Raw genomic sequence first — 13,201 nt, forward strand, 5'->3', positions numbered from 1 at the left:
GATTTAATTTATTTTACAATTACTTTGAAAGATTTTTTGACATTAGGAGTTTCAAGAACTACCAGATACATACTACTTTCTGCTGTTGGTGGTAATTGTATTTCAGTTTTCACTGAAGATGATTGTACTACTTTAATTAACTGGCCTGTTGCAGAGTAAAGGCTTATTTGCATATTTTGCAATTCTTCCTCAGGGAAGTCCGCTTCAACAGTGATAACTTTTCCGGTTTCAATTGGATTAGGATAAAGTTTTGCCTCAGGTTTTTTGGTAAATGTAATTTTTGAAGTACAAGTTTGTAATACCTTTCCATCTTTAGTGGTCATTTTTACACTGTAATCTGCAGTAGGATCTAAATTTGCGCCAATATTATCTCCGGCAGAGTAGTATTGACCAGTTCCTATTAACTGACCATTTTTAAACCATTGGTACGCTACAAATTCATATCCGCCATTTGTTTGTGGATTATTATTCACAAGCAATACATTGTTGAATTTTTGATGTACTATATCAAAGAAACCAAAAGGTTTTTCAACTGTAATAGAATAGACTGCAGATGCAGTTCCATCTTGTGATGTAATCGTTACATTCTGGTTGTAAATTCCAGGTTTAGGCGTTTGAATTGTAAAGTTCGCAGCTGGTGTAATTGTCGCATTTGATTCGTTTAGGATCGTAACATTTGGATTCGTATCTCCGCATGATAATAAATGGTAAATGGTTTTACCAGGGTTATCAAAAACTTTAGTTCCTAACGTAATTCTCTTAACATCAATGTTGTTGTTTAAGATGACTAACAATTGAGAAACATCTGTCGCAGGAAGATAATTGCCATTTCCAGCCTGATGGGCCGTGATGATTACACTACCTGATGTTAACATATTTACCACACCAGTAGTTGAAACTGAAGCAGGAGCTAAAGCAGCAACATAGGTAAAGGTGTAATCTACAGGAAGACCAGAACTTGAAACCCCTGTTAAATTGAAAGTATTGTTTACTCCAAGTGTTTTAACCGGAATAGCATTAAATGTAATTTGTTGTGCAGCTTTTGCAATAACAAGATTTGCTGTAAGAACAATTCCGGAACAATTTGGTGTACTTGCAGATCGTGTTATCGTTGCTGTTACGCTATAAGTTCCTGCATTTGTTGACGAATTATTTGCAGAATAAACTACACTTGCCCCAGTTGGAAGATTAGCCACCTGAAGAGGATGAGCATTTCCGTTATAAGTAGCCTGAGCGTTAGCAAAAGTTACCAGATTAAGCGGAGAGGCCGTTACTTTTACGGTTTGTGCCTGTGTAGTAATGTTTCCGTGTCCGTCATCGTATTTCCATGTAATTACATAAGTTCCTACGGCATTATAAGTTAAAGGATCTGTTGTAGTTCCATTTAGGGTACCCGCACAATTATCTGTTGCAGTTGGAATAGCAATTTGTGATGCTAAAACAGAACAGGAATTCGTGATCTCAGGAAGCGTTGCAACCGTAGGTACTGGTGCAGTAACATCTGGAGTTGTGATGATGTTAACGGTTTGAGTTAAAAAACATCCGTTTGCATCTGTAACAGTTACCGTGTATGTATTAGGACTTAATCCTGTTGCGGTTGCAGCAGTTCCGCCAGAAGGAGACCAAGCATACGTGTAAGCTCCTGTTCCGCCAGTTACGCTTACAGAAGCGGTTCCGTTGTTCGCACCATTACAGGAAACATCTGTTTTTATAGTAGTTGCAGAAAGAACTGCAGGTTCAGTAATAGTAACGCTTTGTGTTAGAGTACATGAATTTGCATCGGTAATAGTTACCGTGTAAGTACCGGCAGCAAGTCCGCTTGCTGTAGCAGCAGATCCGCCTGTTGGAGACCATACGTAATTGTAAGTACCCGTTCCTCCGGTTACATTTACTGTTGCAGATCCGTTAGTTCCTCCATTACAGGAAACATTTGTCTGAGTTGTAGTGGCTACAATTGCAGCAGGTTCTGTAATCGTGAAACTTTGCGTTGTCTGGCATGAATTTGCATCTTTTATTGTTACGGTATAAGTTCCCGGAGCAAGGCCAGAAGCCGTGGCTGCAGTTCCGCCAGAAGGAGACCAGGCATATGTATAAGCTCCTGTTCCGCCAGCTACATTTACAGTAGCAGCTCCGTTATTGGCACCATTACAGGAAACATTAGTTTGTGAAGCAGTTGCAGTAAGAACTGCAGGTTCAGTAATAGTAACGCTAACAGTAGTTTGACATAAATTACCATCTTTTACAGTTACTGTGTAAGTTCCCGGCGCAAGACCAGAAGCCGTAGCAGCAGTTCCTCCGGAAGGAGACCACAAATAAGTATAAGTTCCGGTTCCGCCAGCTACATTTACAGAAGCTGTTCCGTCATTGGCACCATTACAGGAAATATCTGTTTTTGAAACAGTTGCAGAAAGAACTGCAGGTTCAGTAATAGTAACGCTTTGTGTTAGAGTACATGAATTTGCATCGGTAATAGTTACCGTGTAAGTACCGGCAGCAAGTCCGCTTGCTGTAGCTGCAGATCCGCCAGTTGGAGACCATGAATAAGTATAAGTACCCGTTCCTCCGGTTACATTTACGGTAGCAGATCCGTTTGAACCTCCATTACAGGAAACATTTGTCTGAGTTGTCGTTGCTACAATTGCAGCAGGTTCTGTAATCGTGAAACTTTGCGTTGTCTGGCATAAGTTCGCATCTTTTATGGTGACTGTATAAGTTCCGGCACTAAGCCCTGAAGCTGTCGCTGCTGAACCACCGGTTGGAGCCCATAAATAGGAATAAGCACCAGTTCCGCCACTAACGCTTACAGAAGCTAATCCTGTAGCACCGCCATTACATGAAATGTTTGTTTGTGTTGGAGTTACAGCTAAGGCAGTAGGTTCAATAATCGTAAAGTTCTTTACAATAGAGCATCCATTACCAGAGCTAATAGTTACAGAATAATTTCCGGCGGTAAGATTACTTGCCGTTGCAGCTGAACCACCAGCTGGAGCCCATACATAAGTAAAAGGTCCCGGAGCTCCTGACGGAACTACTGTTGCAGAACCTGTGTTTGATCCATTGCAAAAAACATTAGTTTGAGATTGAACAGCTGTTAATGTATTTGTAGTGCCAATGGTAAAAGTTTTTGTTAAAGTACATCCATTACCATCTGTAATTAAAACAGTATGACTTCCTGCTGCCAGTCCGGTTGCAACTGCTGTAGTAGGTCCTGGTGGTGTCCATGAATAAGTATATGGTGTTGTGCCGCCAGTTACGGTTACTTCTGCCTGGCCACTTGTAGAACAAGTTGCATTGATCTGACTTTCTGTTGCACTTAAGGCTGAAGGCTCTGTTATAAAAAATGTTTTATTTAGTATACATCCGTTACTATCTGTAATTAAACAGTTGTAAACTCCTGCTGTTAATCCTGTAGCAGTAGCCTGATTTCCTCCAGAAGGAGACCATGCATAAGAATAATTAGGTGTTCCGCCTGTTACACTAACGGTTGCAGTACCAGTTGCACTGCCATTACAAAACACATTTGTTTGTGATTGAGTTGCTGCTAAAACAGCAGGCTGTGTAATAGTAAAGCTTTGTGTAGTCTGACATAAATTAGCATCTTTAACAGTAACGGTATAAGTACCTGACGTTAATCCAGATGCAGTAGCACTATTTCCTCCAGTAGGTGCCCATACATAAGTATAAGTACCAGTTCCGCCTGTAACATTTACTGTTGCAGATCCATTAGAGCCTCCATTACAAGAAACATTTGTCTGAGATCCTGCAGTGGCTACTAAAACAGCAGGTTGCGTAATTGTAAAGGCTTGCGTAGTCTGACATAAATTAGCATCAGTCACAGTTACCGTATAAGTTCCTGCTGCAAGGCCAGAAACTGTAGCCCCTGTTCCTCCTGAAGGAGCCCATGAATAAGTACGTGCACCCGTTCCTCCTGTAACATTTACAGTGGCAGACCCATTAGATCCTCCATTGCATGAAACATTCGTTTGAGATCCTGCAGTAGCAGTAAGAGCATTAGCTGGCTGAGTAATTGTAAATGGTTGTGTTGTTGTACATGAATTTTCATCTGTGACTGTTACCGTATAATTTCCAGCGGTTAGTCCTGAAGCTGTGGCGCCAGTTCCTCCAGAGGGTGACCAGGAATAACTGTAAGTACCAGTTCCTCCCGTTACATTTACGGTAGCAGCACCGGTAGCGTTTCCGTAGCAATTTATATTAGTAGTTGCTCCTGCTGTAGCCACTAATGCTGAAGGTTCTGTTATGGTGAATGTTTGACTAGTCTGACAAGTATTGACATCTGTAATGGTTACCGTATAAGTTCCCGCTGTTAGGCCTGTAGCCGAAGCAGCGGTACCACCAACAGGTGACCATAAGTACGTATATGCTCCTGTTCCTCCGGTAACTGTTACACTTGCAGCTCCGGTTGCGGCCCCATTACATAAAATATTAGTTTGTGATGTTACTATAGAAAATGCATCTGGCTGAGTTATAGAAAAAGTTTGTGTAGCCGTACATGAGTTTCCATCAGTAACGGTAACGGTATAAGTTCCTTCAGCTAGTCCACTCGCTGTAGCGGCAGAACCTCCTGTTGGAGCCCATGAATAAGTGTAACTGCCTATACCTGTTCCTCCCGTAACATTTACTGTAGCACTTCCGTTTGAACCGCCATAACAGCTTACATTATTTATTGCTCCCTGAGATGCCACTAATACGGGTGGTTCAGTTATTGTGAAATTTTGTATTTTTTCGCATTGGTTATTATCTTTAATCGTTACACTATAAGTTCCCGCTGTAAGGCCGCTTATAGAAGCAGTAGTCGCATTGTTAGACCAGAGAAAGCTATAAGGAGCTGTTCCTCCGGTTGGGCTAACGGTTGCAATACCAGTTGCAGTACCATTACAAGCAATATTAGTTTGTGATGCGCCTGCAATAATAATAGGTATTGTTAATGTTCTTGCTGAAGATGTAGCTGCAGGTGTACATAAGCCTGTCGTTACAACCCGGTATACATATCCATTCATACCGGCAGTAACACCTGTTATGGTCAGTGTTGCTGTAGTTGCTCCGGAATAAGGAGCGATATTTGGAATATTAAAGAAACCAGCACCTTGATTTACCTGCCATTGATATCCGGTAGCATTGGAAGCAGCAACGGTAAAAGTAGCATTTGTACCTAAACAGGTAATACTATTACTAGGTTGTGTCGTAATGGCTGGTGCAGAATTTATGGTAAGAGCTGCAGCGTTTGAAACAGCATCAGGTGTACATGTACCTGTAGCGACAACTCTGTATATATATCCGTTTAGTCCCGTAGTTGCTCCTGTTATAGTAAGTGTTGCAGTAGTTGCTCCAGAGTAAGGAGCTCCATTTGCAATATTAGAAAAACCAGCACCCTGATCTACTTGCCATTGATATCCGGTAGCACCAGAAGCTGTAGCAGAAAAGGTAGTATTCGCTCCTGCACAGATTGTACTGGCAGAAGGTTGTGCTGTAATACCCGGTGCAGAATTAATAGTAAGTGCTGCAGCGTTTGAAACTGCATTTGGTATACATGTACCTGTAGCGACAGCTCTGTAAACATATCCGTTAAGTCCAGCAGTGGCTCCTGTTATAGTAAGTGTAGCTGTAGTGGCTCCTGAATAAGGTGCTCCATTTGAAATATTAGAAAAACCAGCACCCTGATCTACCTGCCATTGATAGCCAGTAGCATTTGAAGCACTTACAGAAAAAGTGGTATTGGCTCCTGCACAGATGGTAGAAGCTGAAGGTTGTGCTGTTATAGCGGGAAGAGGATTAACCGTAATGACTACGGTAATCGGTGTACCAGGACAACTATTAAGGCTGGGTGTTACGGTGTAAGTAACAATACCATTGCCACTAAGAGTCTGATTGATAGAAGTTCCCGAACTAGCAGAAGCACCAGTAACTGTACCACTTGTTGTCAAAACTGTCCAGGAGAATGTAGCACCACCTGGTGTTGATGTTAAAGCAATATTTGGAGAAGTTCCGCTACAAATTGATGCAGAAGCAGGTGTTGCTGTAGCTACTGGTAAAGAAGTTACATTTAATTGTGCCAAACCATTCGATGCAATTGTATTGGAGCATGAACTTGTAAGTACAACTCGGTAAGAATAGCCATTCATTCCAGAAGTAATAGAACTTATGCTAAGGTTTGCAGTATTAGATCCGGAGTAATTAGGACTAGCTCCTCCATTGGTAATATTGGTGTATCCAGAGCCGCTGTCTACCTGCCATTGATAAGTTGCAGTATTTGTTGCAGCAACTGTAAATGAAGCAGTTGATCCTGTACAAGCTGAATAAGAAGCAGGCTGGGTCGTTATTGATGGCGATGAAGCTGCTAATGTAGGTTCTGTTATTGTTACAGTATGGGTTGTAGGACATCCAATATTATCTGTAGCCGTAACTGTATAAGTTCCTGCAGTAAGATTTGTTGCAGTTGCTGCTGTTCCTGCAGAAGATGACCATGAATAGGTATATGGAACAAAACCTCCTGAAGCTGATACGGTGGCTGAACCGTTGTTTCCGCCATTGCAGGTAACATTGCTTTGTGCAGTTGTAGTAACGATCGTATTAGGAACGGTTAATGTTGCCGGATTAGAAGTAGCTGTGCCAGTTCCGCTTGCAATACATCTATAGGTGTAACCGCTCATAGCTGCCGTTACTCCTGTTATGGTTAAAGTTGCCGAAGTTACGCCGGAATAAGGTGCCGTATTAGAAAGGTTTACGAAACCGCTTCCTGCATTTTGCTGCCATTGATAACCAGTGGCATTCGTTGCCGTAATTGGAAAAGTAGTGGTACCGCCAATACAAAGCGTTCTGTTAGGTGGGTTTGCTGTTATTGTTGGAGGTGTTCCTAAAAAAGGAGCAGCTGATGGCATGGTAATTGAAATAGCAGAAAGTGTCCAGTTTGCCGGATTCATGACTGCGGTTCTAATTTCTGCTATAGTAGTAATAGGATCAGTACTGCTTAGATTGAACTTTGCAGCGCTGGGAGTAGAACCTCCTGTATAAAATGCACTTGTACCTGCAATTAGAGCCGGAGGCCTGATAGAGCCATTTGTTCCGTTGGCACAGGCATCAGGATCCCAGGTTGCCTGAGAAGTTCCCGGTGCAGTAGCACAATGAAAATAATGTAATCCACTAATAAGGGTAACTCCGCTTCCGGTAACAGAGCCTGCACCACCTTGAAAAGCGATAACCTGATCTCCCGTAAAAGATAAATTTAGTCCATTTGTCATAGTTCCTTCGGTAATAACTACGGTACCATTTGTTGGTGTAGCACCAGTAGCCACGTTATAAGTCGAAGCAGTCAGACCTTTTATCATGACCTCTGTTCCTGCCGGAATAGCAGTTCCACTAGTCCATGAAATGGATCCTTCTGTGCCGCTGACTGCTTGCCAGGTTAAGGTTTCAAAATAGCCTCTGTCTGTAAAATTAATTACAGTACCTGCAGGTATTGGGGTAAGAAGTACAAACGAAAATACATCACCGCCATCGGTTTGTGAGAAATTAGAATCGTAGCCGGTAAAAATAAGGTCACCGTTTGCCAGAGTCTGAGAATTCCCAATGTAGCTTTGTAAAAATATCCCCAAAAACAAGGCGATATTTAAAAATTTTTTGATTTGAGAGTAAAAATGTTCCATAATTAAGATAGTTAAATTATAAAGTGGCAAATTGTTCACCGTTTTTGATACCAAAAGCGAGCAATTTATGCCCACTCATAAACCCTTCATCCGTATAAACTGTGTTGATACGCAATTGGGTGTTATTATAACATTGTATGATTAATCCCTTGTTTTCATTTATTTCTAAAATAGTTCCGGGAGCATGCTGATCTGCACTTAGTGTATCCGTTTGTGAGACTTCTACTATTCGTACATTTAAACCGTTCCAATGCGTGTAAGCTCCTTTATTCCAGGGATTACAGGCATTCACTAGAGCCTGAATTGATTTTGAATCCTGATGTTCCCATTGAATGCTGACATCAGCAATCGTGGGTTTTTTATAGTATTCCGCTACTGTTTCATCCTGATGCATACCCTCATCATTACGATGCAGAAGCGTTAAGACTTCTGGCAAAATATAAGAAGCGAGGTATGATAAATGGGTGCATAACATTCCATGTGTAAAATCTGTATGCAGCGGAAGCGTTTTTCGCAGGATTATTTTTCCCTTATCAATTTCTTTTTCGATAGCGTGAACAGAAATTCCAGTTTCATTTTTTTGTTTTTTGATCGATTGAAAAACAGGATCTGCTCCACGCATTTCCGGCAACAGACCATAGTGGAAATTATAAAACAAATTAGGATGTTGCCTGATCAGTTCTTCAGGGATTTTCCATGGAAAAGTCATTGTAAAAATGAATTTCAGATCCTTAATTGCCGTGATTTCCTGAAGCTGAAATTTTAGTTTCGATTTTTCAATTATTATTAAATTAATTCCTGTATCTGAAGCAAAAACAGCACAAAAGGCTTTTACATCTTCATTTTCTACAGGTACTCCAATAGAATGTAGCCTTCCAAGGCTATGTAAAGTTTGTATAGCCGGAAAAGCCATTCTGTTATTACATAAAATCACTATGTCTCGTATAGTACTCATGATTCCAGGCAGGCATAAGAATTAATCCAGGAATTTGAAGGTATATCTTGAACAGCCAGAATATGATATTGTAAGCGTTCACGTTCTTCCTCCAAGCCCGAAACTTCAGTTATATTTTCTAAGAGGCAATTGCCTGTTTTTTCATTTTTGGTTACAGTAGCGTAATACAGTGGTGCTTCGGAAAATCCAGTGTTTGGATTCATGTATACTTTTCCTCTCGGAGAGTCAATAGCAATATTATCTAATGACTGGCCATCTGAATTTGTAATAAACAAAGCAGCTTCCCATCCTAAAAGAGAAAAGAGATTCGCTTTCTGCTCTTTAATATTTTTCATTGTAGCTATAAAGTCTTCATTTTCCTTATTGTCAGTAACTGAAGACCATGCAACTGCACAGCTCCAGTTGTATCCTGGATATGGTATTTTATTAAGCCATAATTCTTCAGCTGTAAAGCCACTTCCGTATGTGTTGGAAGAAGCAATATTTTTTAATTTTGATGATTCTCTAAAGAAATCTTCTGCCATGTCTCCGCAAAATGAGGTAAATATGGAGACATCCTTATGCTGTTCAATATATTGATCTAATGGACTTAAGTTTAATTCTGAACGTTTCAAAGGAGTAATGTGGTTATAACTAATAGTGGCTCCTCTGTCTTCCGCAGCAGTCGAATAGGTGTAGGGTGGGCGATATCCTGCATCATAAAAAGAGCAGGTAAAAACAAAATTATTTTGACCTTCTTCGATAGCTTTACGAACTATAGCCCGTGAACATAAATTACCTTCTAATGAAATGAAATAAACGTTAGATAATTTTTTTTCAAAATTTTGAAAGTGGTAACCGCTGTCTAATACAATCAGTAATTTACCCGAACTTTCAAAAAGCGGTTGTATAAATTCAGCAGTAACAGGGTTTATATAAGCAATTATAATATCTGTACCATTTAAGAGTAATTGTTCAGAACAAGTATAAATTTCCTTATTGTTACCGCCAACTCCTATACTGGCAGTTACAATTTCATGTTTTTCGTCGTGGCTTGTTTTTTTCAGGGCAGATTTAAATCCATCCATTATGTCAAAAGACATCGAAGGGTAAATGACAGATCGGGGCAGGAGTAAAGCTATTTTCATAAGCAATTGAATAGATAATTTTAAAAAACAAAACAACCCATTAGAAACTCTAATGGGTAATTCATGTTAGTTTCTTGAAGGGAAAAGTCCCTGAAGGCATATTATATAATTCAGGCCCAAATAAGGCTGTTGAATTGACATGGGCTGGTTATTTCCGGTTTGTCCTATTGTTATTACAGCTGTTACTGGCTTTAAAGCACTATCTGATGTAGCTGTAGAATAAAGATTAGGTAAAGAGGCCAGACTGGCATCTGATGCAGACCCTGTATCTCCTGTATCTGCAAACGCCTTTAATGTCAATGAACCCTGAGCTGCATGTGTATGCAATGGCAGATTTGCAAGAGTTGCTGTTACAGTATTTGTACCTGCTATGCCACCTAATGGAAATTGAGTATTTCCTTGCGCAGGACCTGTTCCCGCTGCAATTCGTCCTCTAAAATCAGGCAATTGAAAGGTTTGAATTCCGTTACCTCCGTATGTAGTCCCTAAAAGACTGAATAATGCCTGGTTAGTGCTAATATTAAGTGTTTGGCCTGCACAAATTGCCCAGTATCTAGGTGCAAAATTTCCAGCAAATAATCGAATTTCTGAGATTATTCCTTCCATAATTATTGTTTTTAGTTAGTTTCTAGTTGGAAAAATACCCTGCATACAAATAATGTAATTTGTAGAAAGATAAGGTTGTATAATGCTGAAAGGAGTAGTGTTGCCTGTATTTGTAAGAGTAACCGTTGCCGTAGCGGGTTTTAGCGTATTGTCGCCTGCTATTGCGGTATAAGCTTTTGTTAAACCGGCTAAAACATTTCCTGTTGGTGATCCTGTATTTCCTGGTGCATTAACGGTAGCTATTGCAACTGACCCAGTTCCAATATGACTATGTGTGGGCATTTGATTTATGGTCATGGTAGTTGTTTCTGTTCCGCCTATCTGACCCAGTTCAACATTAGGAAGGCCTATGCCCTGACCAACACCAACCGGAACCCGGCCACGAAGATCAGGAAGATTAAATGTTGATACACCATCTCCGCCGTATGTGGTACCTATTATGACAAAAAGAGCGTCATAGTTAGCAATACTTTGTGAAGACCCATCGCAATAAGCCCAATTTGCTGGTGGGAAGTTTCCGGCAAATAATCGGATTTCTCCTAAATTTCCTTCCATAATTAATATATTTTTAGATTTAAATTATAGTTTTTGAGTTTGTTCGTTTATGAGCGGGGAGGAAAATTTCCAACTAAACAGATCATGTAATTCATGCCCAATGTGGGTTGAGTTATATTGATTGGCTGCCCCGAGCCAATTGGCCCAACAGTTACACCGAATGGAGTAGGTTTCATATCATCTTCACCTGGTGCTGAACTGTACATATTGGGTTTAGCGGCAAGAGTGTTTCCAGCGGGCGTATCAAGATCACCTGAATCTGAATAAGCGGGAATTGAAATCGAAGCCGAAGAGACATGTGTGTGCGAAGGGAGTTCTAAACTTGTTAGTGTTATCCCATTTGTTCCGGATGTCTGACCTAAATCATAATCTGATAAGCCTACTCCCTGACCACTTCCAATAACTGTACGACCGCCCAAATTGGGCAGCGCAAATGTAGTAGAGCCATTTCCGCCATATGTGGTACCTATAATAGCAAACAATGGTGTGTTGCTTTGTACCGCAAGTATCTGACCATTACAAAATGCCCAATTGACAGGTGCATAACTTCCAGCCATTAGACGTATTTCTCCAATTGTTCCTTCCATAATTATATTGATTTAAATAGTTAACTTAATGGTGTTATAGCAACAGTCATATTACAGTAATGGTTAAGTATTGTAATTGATCATGAGATGTTTTTACTACTAAGCTAAATTACTTTATATAAGTGTTTTAAAAACAGGTGTTTATACCTGTTTTTGAAAGCGCATAAATTATTCTTTTTGTGATTATAAATACTAGCGCTTACTTCAGGATTTAAATGTAAAGAGTTAAAGTATTGACTGGAAGAAATATGTCACAGAACGGGTTTTTCTTGTCATGAAATTGCTTTTTTTAATGCAGGGCATTAGCTTGTTTGAAAATGCTGATTTTTGTTTTTGGTTATATTTTATTTTATAGATTCAGAAAGCGATGGGTATTGGTTGTATCACTCTTATGAATCCTCTTTCTACCTCATCGGTTGCTATAAAAAACTATTTTCTAAATCAAATTGAATTGTGAAATCCGTTTGATGTTCAGGAATTTCGAATTGTGATCCGTCTTGAGTTTAATTATTGTAAATGAAGTTCCTGATCTTACTTTTTTTTCAATTCAGACAGCTGTAAATAAAACAGAGATAGTACAGAAATCGACATATGGCCTTTTCTGTACTATCTCTTTTGCTTTGTAATCCCTGAAGGTGAATTCCGTATCTCTTTTAATTATAAAAAGAGTTATTGTATTAAAATAGGGGTTTATTTTTCTATATGGTATTTGGGGTCGATTGTAATTAGGAGTCTTTTAAACAAAAGTATTAATCTGTTTCTTATTGATTTGAGTATTAATGTCATTGCGTCGAAATTTTCTACTTCTTTTTTTGTCTTGATGGCAATGATATTACTAATGATTGAAATGCCATCACTCACAATAAGCAGGTCCATTACTATGGTTACAAACCATTTAAAATTGTAGTTGAGTCCTTTACTCATTAATGCGAGTGCGGTTGGAATTAACAGTACAGCTAACTTGGATACGAAACCCAAAGCTAATTTTTTAAAGCTAAAGGTATTACTTAATACTATGGTTTTGATAATGCCTAAAAAAGTATCCATTACCATGAGGTAAAACAACACTTTAACAATTTCTATATCCATTTCTAAGTAAATAAAAATTCCATAAAGCAATAATTTTATCTCGTTTGAATATTCTGAAATTTTATGCATCATCGTTTTTTATTTGTATTAATCTTCTACTATGGATTTTTGGGCATGGTCAAAATCAATTACTCCGAGTAAGTTGGTAAATCTTTTCCCAAAAACAGATAGTGTATTGTCTCTTTCATTTTCTCCTAAATTGTCGCTTATGGTTTCCTGAACAACACCAAATTTATTGGTTGAGGAAGCTATAATAAAATTGTCGTTTAATAATGCTCCTGCAACCATATTTCCGCTAATATCGATGCTTAGGCTTAGTTTTCTTAAATAGCTCAAAAAGCCTTTCCATTTTATAGCGGCATATATAAAGCAAATCGGGTAAATGCCTAATGAACATATTGATGCAAATAAAAAAAGGATCCATTCTGTATAATGTTTTTTGGAAATAAAGAGCGTTAGTGTCAGCAAAGCTGCTATGGGTATCATGGTCAGGATTGTAAATAAAAGCCACAGCAATGCAATAGCTGTAAAAATAAATTTTACAATTTTCATGTATAGTCTTTTTAAGTTTAATGGTTTTTAGGTAGGAAATCCTTTGGGGTATTTATGCCCCAAAGGATT

The 13,201-nt window shown here is 39.2% G+C and carries 8 protein-coding genes; all 8 read right to left on the reverse strand.

Features of this window, described 5'->3' with window-relative positions:
* Positions 1–8 precede the first annotated feature (8 nt).
* On the reverse strand, positions 9–7,661 hold the full coding sequence (locus tag ACHRWY_RS23855; RefSeq protein ID WP_395357895.1) for a T9SS type A sorting domain-containing protein: 7,653 nt from the start codon (positions 7,659–7,661) through the stop codon (positions 9–11).
* 16 nt (positions 7,662–7,677) lie between these two features.
* Positions 7,678–8,616: a formyltransferase family protein gene (locus tag ACHRWY_RS23860; protein ID WP_395357896.1), complete on the reverse strand. Its 939-nt coding sequence runs from the start codon at positions 8,614–8,616 to the stop codon at positions 7,678–7,680.
* A complete protein-coding gene (locus ACHRWY_RS23865; RefSeq protein WP_395357897.1) occupies positions 8,613–9,743 on the reverse strand; it encodes a hypothetical protein in 1,131 nt (376 codons plus the stop codon). Before ACHRWY_RS23865 ends, ACHRWY_RS23860 begins: the two co-directional genes overlap by 4 nt.
* Positions 9,744–9,809: 66 nt before the next feature.
* On the reverse strand, positions 9,810–10,349 hold the full coding sequence (locus ACHRWY_RS23870; protein ID WP_395357898.1) for a phage tail protein: 540 nt from the start codon (positions 10,347–10,349) through the stop codon (positions 9,810–9,812).
* Positions 10,350–10,364: 15 nt separating this feature from the next.
* Entirely contained in the window at positions 10,365–10,904 is a 540-nt protein-coding gene (locus tag ACHRWY_RS23875) for a phage tail protein (RefSeq protein ID WP_395357899.1), read from the reverse strand.
* A gap of 47 nt (positions 10,905–10,951) precedes the next feature.
* On the reverse strand, positions 10,952–11,491 hold the full coding sequence (locus ACHRWY_RS23880) for a phage tail protein (RefSeq protein ID WP_395357900.1): 540 nt from the start codon (positions 11,489–11,491) through the stop codon (positions 10,952–10,954).
* A 690-nt stretch (positions 11,492–12,181) separates the two neighbouring features.
* The gene (locus ACHRWY_RS23885; RefSeq protein ID WP_395357901.1) at positions 12,182–12,652 is read right to left on the reverse strand and encodes a phage holin family protein; all 471 of its coding nucleotides are present in this window, start codon (positions 12,650–12,652) and stop codon (positions 12,182–12,184) included.
* Positions 12,653–12,667: 15 nt separating this feature from the next.
* Entirely contained in the window at positions 12,668–13,132 is a 465-nt protein-coding gene (locus ACHRWY_RS23890) for a hypothetical protein (protein ID WP_395357902.1), read from the reverse strand.
* Between the last annotated feature and the right edge of the window lie 69 nt (positions 13,133–13,201).

This window comes from Flavobacterium sp. FlaQc-48 (assembly GCF_044007335.1).
In the GTDB taxonomy this organism is placed as follows: Bacteria; Bacteroidota; Bacteroidia; order Flavobacteriales; family Flavobacteriaceae; genus Flavobacterium.

Excerpts from the sequence above, each read along its gene's own strand:
- ACHRWY_RS23855 (WP_395357895.1), bottom strand. The coding sequence starts at position 7,661 with ATGGAACATTTTTACTCTCAAATCAAAAAATTTTTAAATATCGCCTTG.
- ACHRWY_RS23860 (WP_395357896.1), bottom strand. The coding sequence starts at position 8,616 with ATGAGTACTATACGAGACATAGTGATTTTATGTAATAACAGAATGGCT.
- ACHRWY_RS23865 (WP_395357897.1), bottom strand. The coding sequence starts at position 9,743 with ATGAAAATAGCTTTACTCCTGCCCCGATCTGTCATTTACCCTTCGATG.
- ACHRWY_RS23870 (WP_395357898.1), bottom strand. The coding sequence starts at position 10,349 with ATGGAAGGAATAATCTCAGAAATTCGATTATTTGCTGGAAATTTTGCA.
- ACHRWY_RS23875 (WP_395357899.1), bottom strand. The coding sequence starts at position 10,904 with ATGGAAGGAAATTTAGGAGAAATCCGATTATTTGCCGGAAACTTCCCA.
- ACHRWY_RS23880 (WP_395357900.1), bottom strand. The coding sequence starts at position 11,491 with ATGGAAGGAACAATTGGAGAAATACGTCTAATGGCTGGAAGTTATGCA.
- ACHRWY_RS23885 (WP_395357901.1), bottom strand. The coding sequence starts at position 12,652 with ATGATGCATAAAATTTCAGAATATTCAAACGAGATAAAATTATTGCTT.
- ACHRWY_RS23890 (WP_395357902.1), bottom strand. The coding sequence starts at position 13,132 with ATGAAAATTGTAAAATTTATTTTTACAGCTATTGCATTGCTGTGGCTT.